The organism is Bacillus sp. SA1-12 (genome assembly GCF_000981385.1).
GTDB lineage: Bacteria > Bacillota > Bacilli > Bacillales > Bacillaceae > Metabacillus.
Genome location: NZ_LATZ01000136.1, coordinates 1 through 23,401 on the forward strand (window position 1 = coordinate 1; position 23,401 = coordinate 23,401).

Annotated in this window: 20 protein-coding genes; 14 read left to right on the forward strand and 6 right to left on the reverse strand. The window is 37.9% G+C overall.

The genetic code is table 11. The features are described 5' to 3' along the window. Positions 1-243 precede the first annotated feature (243 nt). Both WQ54_RS31170 and WQ54_RS33265 read left to right on the forward strand, forming a co-directional pair. Positions 244-378, forward strand: coding sequence for a BA3454 family stress response protein (locus WQ54_RS31170; protein ID WP_046515064.1), 135 nt, complete (start codon positions 244-246; stop codon positions 376-378). A 164-nt stretch (positions 379-542) separates the two neighbouring features. After that, positions 543-1,903 (forward strand): IS3 family transposase gene (locus WQ54_RS33265; RefSeq protein ID WP_156178288.1). Its coding sequence is split into 2 segments (ribosomal slippage): positions 543-999 and positions 999-1,903, totalling 1,362 coding nucleotides; the frame shifts between segments, so codons are not numbered across the junction. 278 nt (positions 1,904-2,181) lie between these two features. Here WQ54_RS33265 and WQ54_RS31185 read toward each other — a convergent pair. From WQ54_RS31185 to WQ54_RS31205, 5 genes are all read right to left on the reverse strand, one after another. Continuing rightward, a complete protein-coding gene (locus WQ54_RS31185; protein ID WP_046590795.1) occupies positions 2,182-2,655 on the reverse strand; it encodes an SRPBCC family protein in 474 nt (157 codons plus the stop codon). A gap of 46 nt (positions 2,656-2,701) precedes the next feature. Next, complete coding sequence (locus WQ54_RS31190) at positions 2,702-3,163, reverse strand: SRPBCC family protein (protein WP_046590797.1); 462 nt, start codon at positions 3,161-3,163, stop codon at positions 2,702-2,704. Continuing rightward, complete coding sequence (locus tag WQ54_RS31195; RefSeq protein ID WP_046590798.1) at positions 3,163-3,678, reverse strand: MerR family transcriptional regulator; 516 nt, start codon at positions 3,676-3,678, stop codon at positions 3,163-3,165. The genes WQ54_RS31190 and WQ54_RS31195 overlap by 1 nt, the downstream gene beginning before the upstream one ends. A 483-nt stretch (positions 3,679-4,161) precedes the next feature. Next, complete coding sequence (locus tag WQ54_RS31200; RefSeq protein WP_046590801.1) at positions 4,162-4,542, reverse strand: hypothetical protein; 381 nt, start codon at positions 4,540-4,542, stop codon at positions 4,162-4,164. Positions 4,543-4,796: 254 nt separating this feature from the next. Beyond that, positions 4,797-5,717 carry a hypothetical protein gene (locus WQ54_RS31205; RefSeq protein ID WP_046590802.1) on the reverse strand — a complete coding sequence of 307 codons (921 nt, stop codon included), beginning with the start codon at positions 5,715-5,717 and terminating at the stop codon, positions 4,797-4,799. 172 nt (positions 5,718-5,889) lie between these two features. On the opposite strand from WQ54_RS31205, the gene WQ54_RS31210 reads away from it, so the two are divergent. From WQ54_RS31210 to WQ54_RS31270, 11 genes are all read left to right on the forward strand, one after another. Beyond that, positions 5,890-6,069, forward strand: coding sequence for a hypothetical protein (locus WQ54_RS31210; RefSeq protein ID WP_046590804.1), 180 nt, complete (start codon positions 5,890-5,892; stop codon positions 6,067-6,069). Positions 6,070-6,230: 161 nt separating this feature from the next. Continuing rightward, entirely contained in the window at positions 6,231-7,811 is a 1,581-nt protein-coding gene (locus WQ54_RS31215) for a peptide chain release factor 3 (protein ID WP_046590805.1), read from the forward strand. Positions 7,812-7,927: 116 nt separating this feature from the next. After that, on the forward strand, positions 7,928-8,368 hold the full coding sequence (locus WQ54_RS31220; protein ID WP_046590806.1) for an N-acetyltransferase: 441 nt from the start codon (positions 7,928-7,930) through the stop codon (positions 8,366-8,368). Between the two features lie 28 nt (positions 8,369-8,396). Beyond that, the gene (locus WQ54_RS31225) at positions 8,397-8,627 is read left to right on the forward strand and encodes a DUF2198 family protein (protein WP_046590807.1); all 231 of its coding nucleotides are present in this window, start codon (positions 8,397-8,399) and stop codon (positions 8,625-8,627) included. Positions 8,628-8,985: 358 nt separating this feature from the next. Further along, the gene (gene uvrB, locus WQ54_RS31235; protein WP_046590811.1) at positions 8,986-10,971 is read left to right on the forward strand and encodes an excinuclease ABC subunit UvrB; all 1,986 of its coding nucleotides are present in this window, start codon (positions 8,986-8,988) and stop codon (positions 10,969-10,971) included. Between the two features lie 7 nt (positions 10,972-10,978). Beyond that, positions 10,979-13,852 (forward strand): excinuclease ABC subunit UvrA, encoded by a 2,874-nt coding sequence (gene uvrA / locus WQ54_RS31240; protein ID WP_046590813.1) that lies wholly within the window; start codon positions 10,979-10,981, stop codon positions 13,850-13,852. Between the two features lie 421 nt (positions 13,853-14,273). Further along, positions 14,274-14,597: a DUF4870 domain-containing protein gene (locus WQ54_RS31250; protein WP_046590817.1), complete on the forward strand. Its 324-nt coding sequence runs from the start codon at positions 14,274-14,276 to the stop codon at positions 14,595-14,597. 35 nt (positions 14,598-14,632) lie between these two features. Next, positions 14,633-15,715 (forward strand): DUF4097 domain-containing protein, encoded by a 1,083-nt coding sequence (locus WQ54_RS31255; protein WP_046590819.1) that lies wholly within the window; start codon positions 14,633-14,635, stop codon positions 15,713-15,715. A gap of 11 nt (positions 15,716-15,726) precedes the next feature. After that, a complete protein-coding gene (locus tag WQ54_RS31260) occupies positions 15,727-15,924 on the forward strand; it encodes a PspC domain-containing protein (RefSeq protein ID WP_046590820.1) in 198 nt (65 codons plus the stop codon). A 1-nt stretch (position 15,925) separates the two neighbouring features. Continuing rightward, positions 15,926-16,279 (forward strand): phage holin family protein, encoded by a 354-nt coding sequence (locus WQ54_RS31265; protein ID WP_046590822.1) that lies wholly within the window; start codon positions 15,926-15,928, stop codon positions 16,277-16,279. A gap of 425 nt (positions 16,280-16,704) precedes the next feature. Continuing rightward, the gene (locus tag WQ54_RS31270) at positions 16,705-18,213 is read left to right on the forward strand and encodes a metallophosphoesterase (protein WP_052738062.1); all 1,509 of its coding nucleotides are present in this window, start codon (positions 16,705-16,707) and stop codon (positions 18,211-18,213) included. Positions 18,214-18,264: 51 nt separating this feature from the next. Here WQ54_RS31270 and WQ54_RS31275 read toward each other — a convergent pair whose 3' ends face one another. Beyond that, a complete protein-coding gene (locus WQ54_RS31275; RefSeq protein WP_046590824.1) occupies positions 18,265-19,197 on the reverse strand; it encodes a LytR family transcriptional regulator in 933 nt (310 codons plus the stop codon). 787 nt (positions 19,198-19,984) lie between these two features. Here WQ54_RS31275 and WQ54_RS31280 point away from each other — a divergent pair. Then, positions 19,985-23,302, forward strand: coding sequence for a glycosyltransferase (locus WQ54_RS31280; protein ID WP_052738063.1), 3,318 nt, complete (start codon positions 19,985-19,987; stop codon positions 23,300-23,302). Positions 23,303-23,401: the final 99 nt, after the last annotated feature.

Here is a 23,401-nt window from a genome sequence, read left to right on the forward strand (position 1 = left end):
TTACATTTTAATAGTTTAAAATACATTTTTAGCTTATTCTTGATACAAGATATTAATACGCGTTAGGTACAGGATAGTAAAGCTTTTAAGCTAGGTAAGAAGTTTCGATTAGGTTGACACTCAGCTAATGCAACATGTTATCAAATAGAGGGATAAACTTTTTAATAAACTTTTACATAAAATCTATCAAAACTTAAAAAATCACATTTACAATATAGAAAAAAAGGAAGGGGAAAGACCAAAATGTACAAGTATATAATTAATGTATTATTCAAGGGGAAAATTTATCAAACCAATGTAATAGCTAACAAAAACAAATCAGAAGAAGAAGTGTATCAAATTGCAAAAGAGCAAATTTTGAAACAATGGGCAGGTTAAACAACAACATAGGTTATTAATTTCACCGATTAAAGTGAAACATGCTCCTTTTGCCATATACATATAGGTCAAAACCAATGATTTGAAGATAAATAAAAGCTAAGTGCCAACTTGATCTGCCCCGTAAATGTTAGACACCAAACTAACATTTACGGGGTGTTTTAATGGCCAAATTTACAACGGAAGAAAAAATTCAAATTGTATTAAGGTATTTAAAAAGAAATGAAAGTATTAATAAAGTTGCGGAAGAAGTTAATGTTAGTCCTCCTATCTTAAGTGGATGGATACGCCTTTATGAACAATTTGGTTTAGAAGCATTTATTAAATCCTATACAAGTTATTCTGTAGAGTTTAAACTAAATGTACTCAAGTTTATGAAAGACACGGGTATATCCTCTTATGACGCAGCTGCCATTTTCAATATTTCTTCACCAGGCTTGATCCGAAACTGGCGCAAGTTATTTGAGACTGGAGGAATTGATGCCCTACATCCAAAGAAAAAGGGGCGATCATCCATGAAAAAAGAAACAAAAACTAATGTTAAAAAACAATTACCAGTTGAAGGATCGCTTGAGGCTCTACAGGCTGAAAATGAGCGTTTACGTATGGATAACGCCTACTTAAAAAAGTTGAACGCTTTAGTTCAAGCACAGGAAAAATTACAAACAAAGTCAAAGCGCAAGTAATTTTTGAGCTAAAGAATGAATTTGATATCGTGGAATTAGTTAAAGTCGCTGACATTCCACGTAGTACATACTATTATTGGGAAAAACAATTAAATCGAGAGGATAAATATGCGAGTGTAAAAGAAGTTATTGATGCCGTTTATCATGAGCATAAAGGTCGTTATGGTTACCGCCGTATCCACAAAGAATTAGCGAAAAGGAACATTCACTATGATCCAAAGACCATTAATCGTTTAATGAATGAGATGGGCTTAAAATGCGAAGTGCGTATGAAAAAGTACCGTTCATATCGTGGAAAAGTAGGTAATATCGCACCTAATATACTTTATCGCGATTTCCACGCAGACAATATGAATGAAAAATGGGTAACCGATATAACAGAATTTCACTTATTTGGAGAAAAACGTTTTTTATCTCCAGTTTTAGACTTATGTAATGGAGAAATTATTGCGTATAAAGTAATGAAACGTCCGGTTTATCCACTGGTTGGAGAGATGTTAGATGAAGCAGTGAAGCGAATACAGCCCGGAGATAAGGTCATCCTCCATTCAGATCAAGGTTGGCATTATCAGATGGATAAGTATCAAAATAAATTAAAAGAATATGGTATCCGTCAAAGCATGTCTCGTAAGGGGAATTGTTTAGACAACGCAGTCATGGAAAATTTCTTTGGCTTATTAAAATCGGAACTTCTTTACTTACAAGAGTTTGAGAGTATGGAACATTTTGAACGAGAATTAGAAGAATATATTTATTATTACAATCACAAACGAATGAAGGCAAAATTAAATGACCTAAGTCCAATAGAATACCGGACTCAGGTCTTAGAAGCTGCCTAATCTTTTTGTCTAACTTTATTGGGTCAGATCAAGGTTGTCACTTAGCTTTTTAAACATTTCTATATCCCATTAAAGCGCCCTTTTCTTAAATAACTTATATTCTTTAATTAACCTTAACCCGTATTATTCATTAAACCAAAAATTCTCTAGTAGACTTTGAGTAACCTTTTTATAATTTGCTTGTTGTTTATTTTAAATAAATCCTTTATAGATAAAGGAACTTTCGTTTTATAGCAAGCAGTTACAGTGAGCATCAATACGAGGCTGGCTTCTTAGTTTTAAGACATACTTGTCAGATGCTCCTCAAGACGATCCATGGTCTGTTCGGCACCTGGGACGGCATATGCTTTCACCTTATCGAATACAGCAACATTTTCTTCAAAAATTTTGCTATAAGTGAGTTTGGTCTTACCATCCAGATCCTCAAAGATTGCTGTCGCCAGAAAATGGGGAAACACAGCATGTTTGATGACGATTCGCTCGGGTTTTACGACCTCGACAAAGATGTTGGTGTTGGGATAATCAACGCCATCAGGACCATGCATGATAAACTGCCATGTACCTCCCGGTTTCATATCAAACTTCTGAAAAGTGTTCGTAAAACCTTGAGGTCCCCACCATTTCGACAGGTGCTCCTCTTTCGTCCAAGCATCAAATACAAGTTCGCGTGGAGCATCAAATACGCGGGTAATCACAATCTCTCGTTCACCTACTTGCGTTGCGATTTTGTTTGTTGCGTTGTTTTGGTTCATGTCCATCCCTCCAAAATAAATTTGACTTTGACTTGTATAGCATTTGTCATTTATTTTTCTCAACTGTTGACTCTTTCTGTAGATACTCGCCAAGTTTGTCTAGCAAAAATTTCGTTCCATGTAAACGATCGGCTGGTGAATCATGACCGTCGAGAAAAGCACCCTGCTCTGTGAAAATCAACTGGGTCCCGTCTTCTGCAGGCTTGAATTCTATCGTTGTTACGGATACGGATATCCGTGTTTCATCCATATCCATCGTGTAGGAATAGACAATACGCTGGTCAGGAACGATTTCTAAATACCGTGCATCTTGGGTGAATACTGGCCCCCCTGGAGGTCCGCCTATATTACGCTCACGTCCGTCGATTCGAAAATCAAATTCCTCTGACTTTTGAAACCACAGGGCCTTTTCTTCAGGGTCCGACCAGGCTGTGAACACTCGTTCAGGTGAAACATGATAAGTTTTTTCAATCGTAAAAGTATCGTGAGTTACAAAGCGTTTCTTCATTATTTTTTCCTCCTCTGGTCTGGTTGATTAGGATGCTTGATAAGGAAGTTCCCAAGCAGGTCGAAGTGGCGTTCCATACTTTTCCGCCGTTCAGTGAAATAGTTTTCATGATTCTTTTTCATCATTCTTAATAGTTGTGTAAAATCTTCAACCGTCACAGGTTCTTCCATTTGCATAAGGCTTGATACATTTTGTAATTCTTTTAAAAGCTTCTGCTGATTTCTGATGTTTTCTTTAAGGCGACCTATCTGGAGTTTAACAACTTCGAATGGATCGTAATCTTCATCAGCCAGAATAGATTTAATCTCATCTAGCGATAAACCCAGGTCTTTTAACGTAAGAATTTGCTGTAAGCGTAGAATGTCATCTTCGACATACAACCTGTGTCCGAATTCAGAATATCCGGATGGCGAAAACAAACCGATTTGATCATAATAACGTAACGTTCGAATCGTTAATCCAGTTAATTTTGCTACTTCTCCAACTTTCCAATATTTTGTGGATTTAATGGTCATCCTCTCATTTCGCGCGATTATTTTTACCGGTAACTTTACGATAACCCATTACGCGACGTAAGGTTCAAGTATTTTAATATAAAAATTCAAAAATATCAGTCAAATAATAGTTTAAATCCAATTTTTTACTTTTGGTAGGATATCTTATTCAAGAAAATGCCCCTTTAATGGAATAACGGTATTTGAGTATTATAAATAACTTTATTATTGATCACATAGGTTTACATAATGTTTTAAACGAAAAATAAAAGCTAAGTATCAACTTTAGTTTAGGTTGACACATAGCCTTAAAACATTTCTATATTTCATTAAAGCACCCATAATGGAATAACGATAATAGAAACATGGATGCAAATTAGCATCTTTTTATTCAACTTACGCCTCTGTTGGTTCAACAAGACAAGTCATAAAATCTCCCTTAAACAAAGGAGGTAAACATCATTTTGATAGTGAAGGTTGTTTGTTGCTATTACAAATTACTGATTATTTCATATAAATTACTACAAGCATCCATAAAGCTAAAACACCAAGGATAGCGAGTGTTATACGCGTAGATAGTATCCGTACTTCAAAGTTGGTTTTCTTAGATGGTTCAGGATATGCAATTACGTAAATTCCCTTTAATAGTGCAAGCCATGCAATGAGTGTAATGAGTCCTTGCCAGTTAGGTACCCATACATTATTCAGGATAACAGTACCTAAACCTAGGAAAATTGATAGAAAGCCATACATAATCCCAAATCCCCTGTCTTCGACCACTAGTTTTTTCAGTTCACGTAGTACCGATGGACGTACGAAAAGTATTCCCGATACGATAACCGTCGTCCATCCCCAAAACAATCCTAAAAAGGTACTTGCTTCCATTGTTGTCTCACTCCTTTCGATTATATTTATATTTCAGGTATTTCCTCTTTAGAATTGAATGTGCAGAGGTGTTAGGAATGAAATCTGGCTGAGTCCCTTGTCACTCCAAAGGACAAATAAAAGCTAAGTGTCAACTTTCGCATAGGTTGACACTTAGCTTTAAAACAAGCAATCAATGAATTTTTAGTTTGATTCTTACTCCATTAAAGAGCCAAAGACAGCCGGATAGCTGAAGCAGAATTCTATTGACCAAATTATTTGTAATAACTTATGATATCTTCTTCAAATTCCACTATTTTTTTTCCGCTAACTTGTTCCAGTGCTTTATTAAAATCATTTGTCATTTTTGTTTTTTCCATAAGCTCCATTAAAACATTGCTTCCATACACTTTTAATAAATAGTTAATGGTGAAATAACTCTGTAAATAAGGATCAGCATGTTCAATAAATCTTGACTCTTGCCATCCGTTACCGCCACTTATCTGTTGAAGCGGCAACCATTCAAATTGAAAAGATTCGTATTCTACAATCGTTTTATCATTACCGATATACTCAGCTATACCTTCTAAAAACCATTGAGGGAATTCACTAGGCGAAACCCCAATTTCATCGATTTTTCTATAAGTAGCAAAATGTCCATACTCATGCATAATTGACTTTTGAAAAAAATATAATGGAGTCTCTTTTTTTTGCATAATATTTTCTATATCTTCTTGATAAACATGAATACCAATTATCTTATCAAAATCAGTATAGAAGCCTGAGACATCAACGAGTTCTGAAAATCGATCTATTTCTTCTAAGTTCATAAACATTAAATCAACAGGTTTCTTATCATAATTTCCTATTACTTCATAAACGGTCTCATCAGCCCATTCCAATGTCTTAATCGTTAATGGGATAAGTTCATTTTGTTCTTCATCATAAAAAATTGTTACATTATTGATTTTTTTCTTCATTTTGATTTCTTTCAGTTCTTGTTCCAATTCACTATCAAAATTGAAAGTGGCTACTGCTTTAAATGTTTCAATAATTGATAGTTTTTCACCTGTTTGATTATTTAATTCTTCTTGAAAATACTTAAGAACAACGAGAGAAATAGTTATAAAAAAGATTAATAGAATAACGAATGCAGAAATAATCAGTCTCTTGTTAGAAAGTTTAATAACAATCACACCCCTGTGTTCCTAATAGTTAATGCCACAGCTAAACATTTTATTATTAATGTTGAAGATTAAGTTACAGTTTGTCATCCTGGTGTTCCTTTCCCAAAAAATCCTCTGTAACCATGCATGATTTCAAACCCCCATCATATACATGGGTACAAGGATGATTGGGGGAGTAGAAATGAATGAAATTTTATTTTTAATTGTCGTGTTTTTGCTGTTAAGTTTTATTACGGGATTAAGAATGCTCATTGATGTATGGGGCAAAAAATACCGATATAAAAGCTCATGGGAGATGCTTTATTCAGATGATGAAAAAGGCAAGGCACGCAATCGGACAATAAAACATTATGGAAAATGAGATGAAAAGCAGGAGGGGGCTCCTGTTTTTTTCTTTGTCTGAAATCACGAAGATGGCGGCCCTGCATATTAATTTAATTAGATGAATAGATAACAAATTGTTCTTTGCTTATCTTTATAGTATAGTTGAAACACGAACTTATTAAAAAGAGGTTATTGCGAATGAGCTTACAACAAGAAATAAATAAACGACGGACGTTTGCCATCATCTCCCACCCGGATGCTGGGAAAACGACATTAACAGAAAAATTGTTATATTTTGGGCAGGTAATTCGATCAACTGGTACGGTAAAAGGGAAAAAAACTGGTCAATATGCTGCCTCTGACTGGATGGAGATCGAAAAGAAGCGTGGGATTTCGGTTACATCGAGTGTTATGAGCTTCCCATACCATGACTTCCACGTCAATATTTTGGATACACCAGGACATGAGGATTTCAGTGAAGACACGTACCGTACGTTAACGGCCGTTGATAGTGTCGTGATGATTATTGATTCTACAAAAGGTGTGGAGCCGCAAACGATTAAGCTTTTTAAGGTTTGCCGGATGAGAGGAATTCCTATCTTTACCTTTATTAATAAGCTTGACCGCGAAGGCAGAGAGCCATTAGAGCTGCTTTCAGAAATTGAGGAAGTGCTTGGGATTGAGTCATATCCTATGAACTGGCCGATCGGAATGGGGAAACGCTTTTTAGGGATATATGATCGTTTTAACGATCGTATCGTTCAGTTTAAAGGAGAAGAGAAAGAGGAGATTATTCCTTTGCAGGAAGTTGCAAGCCACGGTATAGAAGAACATCATGTTTACCAAGAAACCTTAGGGGAAATCGAGCTTCTTGAAGAGGCTGGAAATGAATTTTCTCCAGAGCGAGTGAAAAAAGGTGAGTTAACGCCGGTCTTTTTCGGAAGTGCGTTAGCAAACTTTGGGGTGCAAACCTTTTTTGATACCTTCCTGCAATTTGCTGCACAGCCGCAGCCACGTAAGACAAATGAAGGGTTAGTAGAGCCGGAGACAAATCAATTCTCAGGCTATATCTTCAAAATCCAAGCGAATATGAATCCGGCTCACCGTGATCGGATTGCATTTTTACGCGTTTGTTCAGGAAAATTTGAACGCGGCATGAGCGTGAATCTTAGCCGGACAAATAAAATCATTAAGCTGAATCAAACACAAGCGTTTATGGCGAAGGACCGCGATACAGTTGATGAAGCCTACCCGGGAGATATTATTGGAATATATGATCCAAACATTTATCAAATTGGTGATACCTTAATTGAAGGAAAAGGTCAATATCACTACGAGGAGCTTCCGCAATTCCCGCCTGAGTTATTTAGACGGGTCCAGGCGAAAAACGTCATGAAGGCAAAGCAGTTCAGAAAAGGAATTGAACAGCTTGTTCAAGAAGGTGCCATTCAATTATTCAGACAGGATCTCAATGATTCCATTATCTTAGGGGCAGTCGGACAGCTGCAGTTTGAGGTATTTGAATACAGAATGAAGGCTGAGTATAATGTCGATCTTGAATTCACATCACTTGGCGAGAGAATCCCGCGCTGGATTAAAAATGAAAAGTTTGAAAAACGATTCTTTGATTCAAGAAGCATGTTAGTTCGCGACCGTTACGGCGCTTATGCTGTCCTTTTTGAAAATGAATTTACACTAAGATATTTCTTAGAAAATCAAAAGGATATTGAACTGGTCGATTTATTTGTAGAAAATGACTATCAAGGTGTTACATCATAACGATAATAATAGGCTAATTCCTTTTGGAGTTAGCCTCTTTCATTGGCAGCATGGTATGATGGTAATGGAAGACCAAGACCTGGCAGCTGCAAGTTTGCAAGAACGGGGGACTAAAATTGCAGATCATTCAAGCAACCATAAAAGACATTGACGATGCTTCAACACTATTTAATGAATACAGAGTATTTTATGGCCAGCAATCGGATATTGCTGGTGCTAAAGTGTTTATTGAAGAGCGGATAAAGAAAAAAGAATCATTTATCTATTTAGCAGTGGATAAGGGAAAACCAATGGGCTTTGTACAGTTATACCCTATCTTTACATCAGTTGGCATGAAGCGAAAGTGGCTGCTGAACGATTTATTCGTTGCCGAAGCTTATCGTCGTAACGGTGTAGCCAGGGCGTTAATGAACCAGGCAAAAGCATTTGCGGAACAGACAAATGCGGCTGGAATCCTGTTGGAAACGATGAAGGACAATTCGAAGGCTCAAGCACTTTACGAAAGCTTAGGTTATAAAAAAGAGGATTCTGTGTATTTTTATCATCTATCACTATAGGAACATGCATGGGTAAAGGAGAATGAATATGTTATTAAAGGTAGTATTAGCGTTGTTCCTTCCTTTTTTATTAGTGGTCCTCTTTACGAGAGTAAGCTATAACCACTATGTAGGAACAGCGCTGACAGCGGCACTGCTCATTGCTTCTTACATAAAAGGATATACATACAATCCATTTATTATTGCATTGGATATTTCCTCCCTTACAGCCGGATTTTTCTATGCACGAAAAATGAAAGCAGCATTATTAAAGAAGTAAGAGGTTTGCGCACACTTAAAACGAGATATACTTAAAGAAAAGAAGGAAGCTCCCGGATGGTGCTTCTTTTTTCATTGATTCAGAGAAATATGAAGTTGCAAGAAAAACTTGATAAGTTGCAAAAAAAGTGCCAAAGTTGCAAAAAGATGATCAAAAGTCGCAAAAATATGTCCAGAAGTTGCAAGATTATTATAAAAGGTTGCAAAAATGCCGATCATCTCTCAAACAGGCTGAGGTTTAGCGATATGAAAGCACGATGATATAAAAATAATACGAACTATAGTTCGTATTTTTAGTGATTTTCCATGTATTTGTGGTAAACTATTACTATTGAAACTTTCTGAATGGAGGCTTATGCGTGAGCGAGCAATTTGAACTAGTCTCGAAATACAAGCCGCAGGGTGACCAGCCCGAGGCAATTAAGTCATTAGTCGCTGGAATTCAGCAAGGAAAAAAACATCAAACATTGCTAGGTGCGACGGGAACAGGGAAAACCTTCACTGTTTCAAATGTCATTAAAGAAGTAAACAAACCAACATTGGTTATTGCACATAATAAAACATTAGCAGGACAGCTCTATAGCGAGTTCAAGGAATTTTTTCCGAACAATGCTGTCGAGTATTTCGTCAGTTATTATGATTATTATCAGCCTGAGGCCTATGTTCCGCAAACCGATACCTTTATCGAAAAGGATGCAAGCATAAATGATGAAATCGATAAGCTGCGCCACTCAGCAACATCTTCTTTATTTGAGCGTAAGGATGTCATCATTATTGCCAGTGTATCCTGTATATACGGCCTCGGTTCACCGGAGGAATATAAAGAGCTGGTAGTCAGCTTGCGAACAGGCATGGAAATTGAACGAAACCAGCTGCTTCGAAAGCTCGTTGACGTTCAATATGCGCGGAATGATATTGATTTCCGAAGAGGTACCTTCCGGGTGCGAGGAGATGTCGTTGAAATTTTCCCGGCATCACGGGATGAACACTGTATTCGCGTTGAATTTTTCGGAGATGAAATTGACCGGATTCGCGAGGTCGATGCATTAACAGGCGAAATTTTAGGCGAACGCGAGCATGTTGCAATCTTCCCTGCTTCTCACTTCGTAACAAGAGATGAAAAGATGCAAAAGGCAATCCTTAATATTGAGGCGGAGCTTGAGGAACGTTTAAAAGAAATGCGGGAAAACGGCAAGCTGCTGGAGGCGCAGCGCCTTGAACAGCGAACAAGATATGATCTGGAAATGATGAGAGAAATGGGCTTTTGTTCGGGAATTGAGAACTATTCACGCCATCTCACACTTCGTCCGGCAGGGTCAACACCATATACCTTGCTTGACTTCTTTCCAGAGGACTTTCTAATTGTTATTGATGAGTCACACGTTACACTTCCGCAAGTCAGGGGTATGTATAATGGTGACCAAGCGCGAAAGCAGGTGCTGGTAGATCACGGCTTCCGTTTGCCATCAGCCTTAGATAACCGCCCGCTCCGGTTTGAGGAATTTGAAAAGCATATTCATAATATCATCTACGTTTCAGCGACCCCAGGCCCATATGAGCTTGAACATACACCAGAGATGATCCAGCAGATCATTCGTCCAACAGGCTTGCTTGACCCAACGATTGATGTGCGTCCAATTGAAGGACAGATTGATGATCTGATTGGGGAAATTCATGCAAGGGTTGCCAAGAATCAACGTGTGCTGATTACGACGTTAACGAAAAAAATGTCTGAGGATTTAACGGACTATTTAAAGGAAATTGGAATCAAGGTAAATTACCTTCATTCTGAAATAAAAACGTTAGAACGGATCGAAATCATACGAGAGCTTCGGCTTGGAAAATATGATGTATTAATTGGAATTAACCTGTTAAGAGAAGGGCTTGATATTCCAGAAGTCTCCTTAGTAGCGATTCTTGATGCCGATAAAGAAGGATTTTTGCGATCAGAACGTTCGCTTATTCAAACCATTGGCCGTGCTGCAAGGAATGCTGAGGGCCATGTTATCATGTATGCCGATAAAATGACCAATTCGATGGAAATGGCCATTAATGAAACGAAGCGACGCCGGGAAATCCAGCTGGCCTTTAATGAAGAGCATGGTATCACACCAATGACGATTCAAAAGGAAATTCGCAATGTCATACGTGCGACAATGGCTGCTGAGGAACAAGAGCAATACGAAACAGTTGGTGTAAGCAAGCTGACGAAAATGACGAAAAAGGAACGCGGCAAGGTCATTTCCGAAATGGAAAACGAAATGAAGGAAGCGGCAAAAGCGTTAAACTTCGAACGAGCTGCCGAGTTGCGTGATTTACTATTAGAGCTTAAAGCGGAAGGATGAAACGAGTATGGCAATGGAACATATCGTTGTGAAAGGAGCACGTGCTCACAACTTAAAAAATATTGATGTGACCATTCCGCGGGATAAGCTTGTTGTGCTGACAGGTTTGTCAGGTTCAGGGAAATCATCCCTTGCTTTTGATACGATTTATGCAGAGGGTCAACGGCGCTATGTTGAATCCTTATCAGCCTACGCCCGCCAGTTCCTGGGACAAATGGATAAACCTGATGTTGATACGATCGAAGGGCTGTCCCCAGCCATTTCGATCGACCAAAAAACAACAAGCCGAAACCCCCGATCAACGGTCGGTACAGTAACGGAAATCTATGATTATTTGCGGCTTCTCTATGCAAGAGTAGGCCGCCCAACCTGCCCGATTCACGGCATTGAAATTTCTTCGCAAACAATTGAACAAATGGTGGACCGAATCTTGGAATACCCGGAACGGACGAAGCTCCAAATTCTTGCGCCTGTCGTTTCAGGAAGAAAAGGGGCACATGTAAAGGTTTTTGAGGATGTTAAAAAGCAAGGCTATGTCCGTGTTCGTGTTGATGGAGAAATGATGGAGCTTGCTGATGAAATTGAATTGGATAAAAATAAGAAGCATTCGATCGAGGTTGTTATCGACAGGATTGTCGTAAAAGAAGGGATTAGCTCACGTCTGGCAGATTCTCTTGAATCAGCTTTACAGTTTGGAGAAGGCAAGGTGATTATTGATGTCATCGGTGAAGAGGAGCTTTTATTCAGTGAGCACCATGCCTGTCCGCAGTGCGGTTTTTCCATCGGTGAGCTTGAACCGAGGATGTTCTCCTTTAACAGCCCGTTTGGTGCATGTCCTGAATGTGATGGCCTAGGAACAAAACTTGAGGTTGATCTCGACCTTATTATTCCGAATAAGGAGCTTACCCTGCGTGAGAATGCAATAGCACCATGGGAACCGACAAGCTCACAATATTACCCGCAAATGCTTGAGGCGGTATGCAACCATTATGGCATTGATATGGATACACCAGTAAAAGATATTCCGAAGCATCTGCTTGATAAAATTCTATTTGGCAGCAATAGCGAAGAAATCTATTTCCGCTATGAAAATGATTTTGGCCAAATCAGAGAGAACTATATTCAATTTGAAGGTGTTGTCCGCAATGTGGAACGCCGTTTTAAAGAAACAAGCTCAGACTATATCCGCGAGCAAATGGAAAAATATATGGGGCAGCAAAACTGTCCTACTTGTAAAGGACATCGCTTAAAGAAAGAAACGCTTGCTGTTTTAATCGACGGCAAACATATCGGTGAAATTACGAAGCTTTCTGTTAAGGATTCACTATCGTTCTTTCACCACATTGCCCTAACAGAGAAGGAAATGACAATTGCTAACTTAATCTTAAAAGAAATAAGCGAGCGCTTAGGCTTTTTAAATAATGTCGGACTCGACTATTTAACACTTAATCGTGCAGCAGGAACATTATCCGGCGGTGAGGCACAGCGGATTCGCCTTGCCACACAAATCGGCTCGCGATTAACAGGTGTTTTGTACATTCTTGATGAGCCATCAATCGGTTTGCATCAGCGCGACAATGACCGTCTCATCCAAACCATGCAAAATATGCGTGATATCGGTAATACGTTAATTGTCGTTGAACATGATGAAGACACAATGATGGCAGCGGATTATTTAATCGATATTGGCCCAGGAGCAGGAATTCACGGGGGAGAGATTATTTCTGCCGGTAAGCCTGAAGAGGTGATGAATGACAACAGCTCCTTAACTGGGCAATACCTGTCAGGCAAGAAGTTTATTCCGCTTCCTTATGAAAGAAAAAAACCTGATGGCCGCTATATCGAGATTAAAGGTGCCAAGGAAAATAACCTGAAAAACGTCGGTGTGAAATTTCCTTTAGGGACATTTATTGCCGTAACCGGTGTTTCTGGTTCAGGAAAAAGTACATTGGTCAATGAAATTCTTCATAAATCGCTTGCTCAAAAGCTTCACCATGCAAAGGCAAAGCCTGGCGAGCATAAAGAGGTAAAAGGAATCGAGCATCTTGAGAAGGTCATTGATATTGACCAATCACCAATTGGTCGCACACCGCGTTCTAATCCGGCAACCTATACAGGAGTATTTGATGATATTCGCGATGTATTTGCTGCAACAAATGAAGCGAAGGTGCGCGGATATAAGAAAGGCCGCTTTAGCTTCAATGTGAAGGGCGGCCGCTGTGAGGCCTGCCGTGGTGATGGGATTATTAAAATTGAAATGCACTTCCTTCCAGACGTTTACGTCCCTTGTGAGGTTTGCCATGGCAAACGCTACAACCGGGAAACACTCGAGGTTACGTATAAGGGGAAAAATATTGCGGATATTCTTGAAATGACGGTGGAAGATGCGGTATCTTTCTTTGAAAATATCCCGAAAATTAAACGGAAACTGCAAACGATCTTAGATGTCGGTCTAGGCTATGTCAAACTTGGGCAGCCGGCGACAACTCTATCAGGCGGTGAAGCTCAAAGGGTAAAACTTGCCTCAGAACTTCACAGACGTTCAAATGGAAAATCATTTTATATTCTTGACGAACCAACAACAGGGCTTCACGTCCACGACATTGCCCGCTTGTTAAAGGTGCTGCAACGTTTAGTTGAAAACGGTGATACTGTTTTGGTCATTGAACATAATCTTGATGTGATTAAAGCAGCAGACCATCTTGTTGATATGGGCCCTGAAGGCGGCGACAAAGGCGGACAAGTCGTAGGCATCGGTACCCCTGAGGATATTATGAACAATGAAAAGTCATATACAGGAAGATATTTAAAACCAATTATTGAACGCGACCGTGAGAGAATGAGAAAGCTTATTAAAGAAAAAGAAGAGGTTGCCCAATAAAGCTTGGTTAAATTGCTTAGGAGAGCATTGAACTAATTCGATGCTCTCTTTTTATCGTTACCAGACATGAAGTCCATTTGTGCGAAGACTAAATTTGTCTGAGACGCCGTGCAGGAAGGCCATATATATGTCACCTAATTCGAATTATGTACATGTTAACTTATGTTGTACCTGATAACCTTATGAAAAACAAAAAAGGGGGCTGTCCCATACCTGTTGAGACAGCCCGTTCATATGCGGAATGTAGTAGAATACTTTGGATCTTCATTATCACAGGTTTTGTAAGCGATTTCAACTTTTGGATAATGGAAATAAGACCGCTGAAGCACCTAAAAATAAATAAATTGATAAATGCTAAAAAAGATAATCTGAAACTTATCTTTTTTTCATACGTATTAAAGATAAGGAGAGTGAAAGGAAATTGGATAAAACAAATAAAGTATTAGCATCAATCAACTATTTTAGTGTGTTTTTTGCTCCGTTTCTTTTGCCCATTGCGATTTATTTTATTGTCGATCACAGCGAAGTGAAACAGCATGCTAAAAAGGCGCTTGTATCTCACATACTTCCATTTTTATCAATTATAGCAGTCATCGGAGCCATCATTTTTAGCGGTTATTCTAATCTTTCTGAAGCGGCCTTTTTAACAGTATTTTTTGGCGGCTTTATCATAGTCGGGCTGATCAACTTGATTGTTTTTATTTGGAATCTTGTAAGAGGAATTAAGTTATTAACAATGATATAAGATTTATAAAGGCAAGTTATAGGGGAGGATGAACGATGAAGGAACAAAAAATTCGAATTTTAAAGCTGGTAGAACAGGGGAAGCTTTCTCCAGATGAGGCATTGTCCTTAATTGAAGCATTGGATTCTGATGAGCAAAAAAAAGAAAAGAAAATAACGGCTTTGTCAACAGATGTAATTGATTTTACAAATCAAAATCAGGCTGGCCATACAAGTGAAAAGCAAGCATCATTAGGAGCTAAGCTCATGGATTGGGTGGACACAGCTGTAAAAAAGGTGAAAGAACTTGATCTCGACCTAAACTTTGGTAAGTCGATTGACATTCAGCATGTCTTCCAGCTAAATGATTCAGCGATCCATAGTCTTGATATCCAGCTTCCGAATGGTAGTGTGAATCTTCAGCCATGGAATGAAAGGGGTATTAGGGTGGAGTGCACTGCAAAGATGTATCGAGCTGAAAATATTGAGCAGGCGAGAGAAGCCTTTTTATCAGAAGTAGAATGTTATGTAGAAGGAAATCGATTTATCCTTCATTCAGATAAAAAAACAATGAAGATGAGTACCATTGTGTATGTTCCTGAACAGGCCTATGAGCAAATTAAGATTAAGCTGTTTAATGGTCCAATAAGAGGGGAAAATTTAAGAGTAAATACGATAAAAGCGAAGACAGCAAATGGGATGCTCTCATTTTCTGCACTCAATGGTAAGAAAGGTGAGTTTGAAACAGCAAATGGGCAAATTAAGCTTTCAAGTTCCAGGTATGAAAAGCTTGAAGTTGAATCCATTACAGGTTTGGTTCAGTTTAATGGCTCAGCTGATAAAGTCGATGCCCAAAGTTTTAATGGCAATCTTCAATTAACCTTAGATCATGCATGTGAAGCACTTTATGCGAAAACGACAACCGGGAATATTGAAGTCAATGTACCTGAGGAAAGTAAGGTAATCGGTGTGCTTAAATCAAATTTAGGTTCTCTGTCTGCGCAGTTAAAGGATGTTGACATATCATTTGAGAAAAATGAAACGATTCAAAAAGAGCTAAAATTTCGAACATCACCTGAAACCACGTTCTCACTATTTGCCGATTCAAAGACAGGGTCGATTTTAATTAAAAATTCGTAAGGGTGAAGGCAATGAAAAAATTATATCGGTCTCGTTCAGACCGAAAACTATCTGGCGTCCTTGGAGGTTTATCCGATTATTTAGGCATTGATGCCTCCATCTTAAGAATTTTGTTTGTCATCTTATTAATACCAACTGGCTTTTTTCCATTAGGAATTATCTATCTTGCCTGGATCTTCTTAGTTCCTGAAGAGTCGGATGTTAAGTAGTATGATAAGATGGATGATCAGCATTCTTGTAAATGCCTTAATTTTACTTGTTGTATCAGGCTACTTTGACTCCTTTTATCTAAGTGGAATCGGAGCTGCTTTAGGTGCAAGCTTTATCCTTTCTCTTTTAAATGTTTTCATCAAGCCATTTCTCATTTTGCTCACACTTCCTGTAACGTTTGTGACATTGGGGTTATTTCTTTTTGTTATCAATGCGGTGACGTTAATGATCACAGAAGGCCTGATGGGAGATGCGTTTAACATTGATGGGTTTGGTACAGCAGTCCTTGCCGCCATCGTAATGGCCCTCTTCCATCTTATGATTCAAAAAGGGATCATAGAGCAGGATTATTGACCGTAAAGGATAAATAAAGCGAGACTTCCATCCGTGGGGTGTACTTATCCCGCGGATGATAAGCGAGACTTATCGGATCTATACGGTCAGTTGCCCCTGCGTATCTTCTTATATCACTTAAATCCTAGAGTGTAGGTTTACTGCCCGTAAAGATGGGATAAAGCGAGACTTCCATCCGTGGGGTGTATTTATCCCGCGGATGGTAAGCGAGACTTATCGGATCTATACGGGCCCGATCCGCGCATATCTTCTAAGCACCTTTAGACGGGTGTTACAGCCCGTAAAAGATGGGATAAACGGTAAAAGCAGAGTACCTCTGCTTTTTATTTTGCTGTCCTTTTACACCACTTTTTCCCAATCCTTCATTTCAAGATTTTAATGGTAAAACCACTAAAATATGCACATACTACCATTGGGTGAGAAGCATGTATAAAGGTAACCAACTTTTTGTTGTCATATGTATTACGGTTTTTATTTCTTTAATGCTCCCTACACAGCTGGTTAAAAGCAATACACTGAGTCATGCCGAATCAAAGATTGCCGCATCAGAAAGCTTTTACCATGCTCATCAATACTCTTCTGCCGAAACGAATCAAATGATTGTAAGCGAGAATGCGGCAAGTACAGAGCCGCCAACGGCTTATGACCCCTTAGGTGAAAAAGAATTTTCAACAGAAAAATATCAGTCACTCAATGAACAAAACAGCAGTGGAAATGAAACATATTCAGTCAGTAATTTTCCTTATCACCGCTTTGATATTGAGGTTCATAAAGATGTGAAACCATCAGACCATGTTACCGTTCATTGGAAAGGAAGGTCGTTACAAGGAAGACAGGTAACGATGTTTGGCTGGAATGTCACAACAGAAGAATGGGTGGAGCTTGACCAAAAAATAGCCGAAAATAGTCAGTTCACCTTAAATGGCACAGTGTCTGCCGGAGATTATGTTAAAGATCACAAGATCAGCGTCATTGTTCAGGATCAAATCGCTTCCCAATCAAAGAGCTTCGACTACTCATTTGTTTGGATGTCAGATACACAGTATTATGCTCAAGATCATCCCGCTGTGTTCAAGTCGATCACTGAATGGATCTCACAAAATAAAGATGTCATGAACATCAAGTATGTGCTTCATACGGGTGACATTGTGAATAAAGGTCGTGCTAATCAGCAATGGAAACGGGCAAATAGTTACATGAATACATTAGATGTTGCAAAAGTCCCTTATGGTGTACTTCCAGGAAATCATGATAAGGGGGATAACTTTAACCAGTATAAAAAATATTTTGGTGAGAATCGGTTCCGTAAAAAACCGTATTATGGCGGCTCCTATCAAAACAATCTAGGCCATTATGATTTAATATCTGTCAAAGGAAAGGATTATATCTTTCTTTATATGGGAGGAGCTGTAAAAGAGAGAGAGATCAAATGGATGAGCAAGGTGTTAAAGAGGTACTCTGATCGTACAGCCATCCTGGCCTTTCATGAATATTTGCATAAAGACGGTAAGCGGTCTCATCAAGGGGACGACATCTTTGAGCAGATTGTGGTGCCGCATAAAAATGTGGCAGCCGTGCTTTGCGGTCATTATTATAACAGCGAGCTGCTAATTGATGAATTAGATGATAATTTAGATGGCATTACAGATCGTAAGGTATATCAAATACTTGCTGACTATCAAAAAGCACCAAATGGCGGAAACGGCTATATCCGTCTTCTTCAAATTGACGAAGAAACAGGTTCGATTGATATCCAAACGTACTCACCATATTTAGATCAGTATTATTACTACGATCCGGAAAACGAACCTGGAAAGGATTCCTTTACGATGGACATTGATGTGAAGCAAAAACATAAAATGGTTGCGACGAGTTATTTTGAGGTAAATGTTTATAAGAGGATTAAAGGGGAGAAGGTGGTAATGGTGCAGTGAAAAGGTTTTAAATGATAGGGGGATCGTAAAAAATCGTTCCCCCTACCTAAATTAGTTAATATTTAAATGCTGTTTCAACATGGCAGATAGTTTTGTACGCTCAGATTGAGGTACGATATAGTAATAGACGCCCTTGATTTCTGTTCCTTCCCCTTTTATTTGCACCTGTTGTAATTCATGTCGGGCTTCTTTATAGTTAGCCTGAATATCGATCATATTACTGAATGTTAAGTTTGTTCTAACATTTTTAGCAATTACCTCTAATATGTCACTATAATTTTTTAGAGAATTAAAGCTTGCACCTTTATCAATAACGGCTTTCATAATCTGAGCTTGTCTGTCTTGACGGCCGAAATCACCGCGCGGGTCAGCATATCGCATACGGGAATACTTTACTGCATCTGTACCATTTAATTCTATTTGTCCTTTCGGAAAGTGTACTCCTTCATATTCAAAATCAAGTGTATTATTGACCTTTACTCCCCCTACTGCATCAACAATATCTTTAAAGCTTTTCATATTGACTTCTATATAAAAATCGACAGGTATGTCTAAGAAATCTTCAACTGTTTCAACTGTTGCATCTAAGCCGCCGTATGAATAAGCATGGTTAATTTTATCCACTTTTCCTTGGCCTGAAATCTCGGTCCTTGTATCACGAGGGATGCTGATCATTTTCGTTGATTGATCCTTTGGATTCACAGTTAATAAAATAAGCGAATCAGAACGGCCGCGGTCATTCTCACGTTCATCAACCCCCATAAGTAAAATGGAGATCGGGTCCTGCTTACTGAAATTTACTTTTTCGTCGCTGTTTTTGGATGCATCGGACTTTAATGGTTTATGTGTCTGTTGTAATGTATTTTCAACAGAACTGTAAACCGAATACCCGTATACACTGACACCAATTATCAGAAATAAAATAATGCTAGTGATCATCTTAAAGGTTCGTTTGTTCTTTTTGCGTTTCGTATTTCCTTCCATATTTCAATCTCCTTTACAGTCTGTTATGTGAAGAGTAAAGTGCTCAGTTAAAAACATCATCATTTTAACAGAAAAAATTGAAGAGTTTAGTAATCTTTATAAATTTGATTGAAAAATGGTCCTTTTCTATTAAAAAAAATGATAGAGGTAGAAGAAAGGGAAATTTATGAAATTATCTTCTCCTTTTGTACCATTTCTCTCTAATTATATGATTCCTCCATTCATTTCTTTAGTTTTATCATGTATCGTTTTTCGTTGTTCAACTGATCGGAAACTCCATAGTTTTCGAGAGTGAATTTCTAACTAAAGTCATAAGTATGGAAGGTTTATAAACAAATACATGTAAAAGTTACTAGTTAATTTAGTAAAAATATGCTATGACCCCTACTAATAAATCATGTATACAAAGGAAGCTATGAGGAAATGTAATCCTATAAGATTCGTTAAATTGGCATATATACTGAGCAAAATCCTTTTGATATTCTTAAATGGGTTTTTAGTAAATGAAATGTGATAGAGCTTTTATTGCCTTTGGATGGTAGGTGAAATGTAGCTAAATGGGGGTTATAGAAACAGCATTTTTTGTGAAAAAGTGAACAAAAAAGGCATTTCTCTATTTAGTTAGACTATAGAAGCAGTTTGAAAAGCGGCTAAGAAAACCATGATTCTCATAAAAGATAGATTGTATGAATCAATAGGGTTATTCTTATTTTTTATATTAGATCAATAGAATTCCTTGCTTTTCATTCATAAGTCTTCTTAAAAAAGGTATAAAGCAGGTGATTAGATGTATAACAGGATGAATAAAAAAATCAGTAGGGATCCTGAAGGGAATTCTATCCATTTTGTTTTTGAAAAAGATTCAAATAAAAGATGGGGTATTTTACTCGGTATTTTCTCCATATCGGTTATTTTTTGCCTCTTACTAACTTTTTTATTGGGTTTAAGTGTTTACTTTAATCCCATCTTACCAAAGTGGAAATCAAAGGAGATTAATGAATATTCAACGATCAGTCAATCAGAAATAAGAAATGTAGAAGCCTCTACACCTAGTTCTCCTAATGGGAAATTTCTGCAAAATACGGTAAACAACAATCAAGATTTTTATGCTTTCTATGTGAATTGGGATGTAAATAGTGAACGTTCATTAAGAAGTAATATTGATGAAATAGATGTTCTGATCCCGCAATGGTTTGATTTGAATTCAAAATTGGAGTTAAAAAGCGATATTCAAAAGGATGTAGCGGATTTAGCAAAGAAGAATGATATAAAAGTACTTCCTTTAATAAACAATGAAGTGGATGGGAAATGGGATCAAGATATCATCCATAATTTACTAAGTTCCCCTGAAGCACAGAATAAGCTAATAAAAAATCTTCATCAGCAGATTAAGCAGCATGGATTTGATGGAATAAACATAGACTTTGAAAACATTCATAAGAATGATCGTGACAAGCTGACAAACTTCATGAAGAAGCTTTATAGCACTTTTCATGCGGATGGACTTATGGTAACTATTGATGTACCGCCCGAAAATCCGGCATTTGATTATGTTAATCTTGAAAAGTATTGTGATCGTATGATGTTAATGTTATATGATGAGAATTACATCAATCCAGGTCCTGTAGCTTCGTCATCATGGTTTGAAGATGCTCTTTCAAGCATACCAAAGGACAAGCTTATCGCTAGTCTGGGGAATTACGGATACGATTGGGATTGGGAAAAGCAGCAAGGCGGAAAAGCAGTATCCTTTGAAGAAGTTATGAGAATGGCAGACAAAGCCAACCTGAAGATACAATGGGATGATATGAGTAAAAATCCTTATATACGATATAAGGATCATAATAAATCACATGAATTATGGTTTTTAGATAGTGCTACCTTCTACAACCAATGGAAAATGGCTGTATCAAACGGAGCTAAAGGTGTAGCATTATGGAGATTAGGCACTGAGGATCCATCTGTTTGGGATGTAGTGAGAGGACATAAAACCAGCGAGCTGCTTACAGTCAAAAATGGAGGTATTACCTACAGTTATGGAGAAGGGAGTATCTTCCGCTCGTTAACCGATCAGCAAGAAGGGAAACGCAGTCTGGAATTTGATGATTCTGGTTTTATTTCAAGCGAATCATATCTTTCTGTTCCAAAAGCATCGGAAATTGAACGTCTAAGTAAGCCAAAGAAAAAAGAGATTGTGTTAACGTTTGATGACGGGCCAGACCCCGAATATACAAAAGATATATTGGACATTCTGAACAAGTATGAAATTAAGGCGACATTCTTTACAATTGGTAAGCAAGCAATGCTTCATCAAGATATGGTTACGCAAATATATAAAGAGGGCCATGAAATTGGAAATCACTCGTTCTCACATGCAAATATCGATGAAGTATCTGAACCTCAATTAAAATTTGAATTGAATACTACCGAGCGCATTATTCAAGGCATTACAGGGAGATCGCCTATATTGTACCGTCCGCCATTTGGAAATTATCTAAATACACATGATGGGGATAACATGGATGACTATGTTAAAACCAAGTTTCAAAGGTTAATAGATCTTACGCAAATGGGTTATATCACCGTAAATTATGACATCGATTCCAGAGATTGGAATACGAACAACAGCAAAGAAATCGCTGATAATGTGATAAAACAAGCATCTGACGGTGATATCATTTTACTTCATGATGGCGGGGGAGATAGAACAGCCACGGTTGAAGCACTGCCTGTCATTATTGAAAAATTAAAAAGCCAGGGTTATACATTTGTAACCGTTGGTGAATTGATGGATAAAAGCAAAAATACTATTATGCCTGCTGATACACAGGTAGAAAACCCATTGATACAAAGCATAAAAGTATTTTTAATCAGCGTAGCCACTTTTAACAATATTATTTTTGTTTTATTTTATGGTGCATTATTTATTTTCACTTTACGTTTGTCAATCCTTCTATATTTAGCATTTAAACATAAAAGAAGGACTCCTCCTTTAAGTGCCGGAGACTCGTTTCAACCATCTGTCAGTGTTGTGATTGCTGCTTACAATGAAGAGAAGGTTATTAGAAGGACGATAGAGTCGGTTTTAAAGAGCCATTACAGGGATCTTGAGGTCATTGTGGTGGATGATGGTTCATTTGATCGAACCTCGGTTATAATAAGAGATAATTTTTCTAACTGCGAAAATATCCATCTCATTCATAAGAAAAACGGAGGGAAGGCCTCAGCAATTAATACAGGAATTAAAAAGGCGAATGGTGACATTATCGTAGCCATAGATGCTGATACCATTATTTCACCCGACGCTATTTCGCTGCTTGTCCGTCATTTCATAGATTCCAAGGTTGCTGCCGTATCCGGAAATATTAAAGTGGGGAATATGAGAAATTTATTAACCATTTGGCAGCATGTTGAATATGTAACAAGTTTTAATTTAGAAAAGCGCGCTTTTGCTCTGCTAAATTGTGTTACGGTTGTTCCAGGTGCAATCGGTGCTTGGCGCAAACAAGTGTTTGAAGAAGTTGGCTATTTCACAGCTGACACCCTAGCAGAAGATACAGATATGTCGTTAAGAATTCTGCGCAAAGGTTATAAAATTACGATTGATGAAAAGGCGTATGCTTATACTGAAGCACCAGAAAACAGCAGAGATTTTCTTAAACAACGTTACAGATGGAACTTCGGAACTCTCCAATGTTTTTGGAAGCATAAAAAAGCCTTTGGTGGAACCAACAATAAAGCATTAGGGTTTATTGCGCTCCCTAATATGTTACTGTTCCAATTTGTTTTTCCTTTGTTTGCCCCATTTTTAGATGTATTATTTGTTTTGGGAATTTTAACCGGCAATCTAAAAGAATCATTTTTGTTTTACGGCTGTTACTTTTTAATTGATTTTTTCATTTGTTTATACGCGTTTAGGTTGGAGAAGTTAAGTCTAAAACCGTTAAGTCTTTTATTCTTGCAAAGAATTTTTTACCGGTACCTGTTATTGTGGGTTTCATGGAAATCACTTTTTGCCGCCCTGAAAGGTACACGTGTAGGGTGGAATAAATTAAAAAGATCGGGAAATTTGGAAGTCAATCAAGAAGCAAAGAGGGCAGTATAATTTTAAGATTGGCACATAAAAAATCCTTCTAAACATCACTGTTCCCAGGGATGTTTAGAAGGATTTTTGTTTAATTAGCCTTAATAGGTGCAGACATCT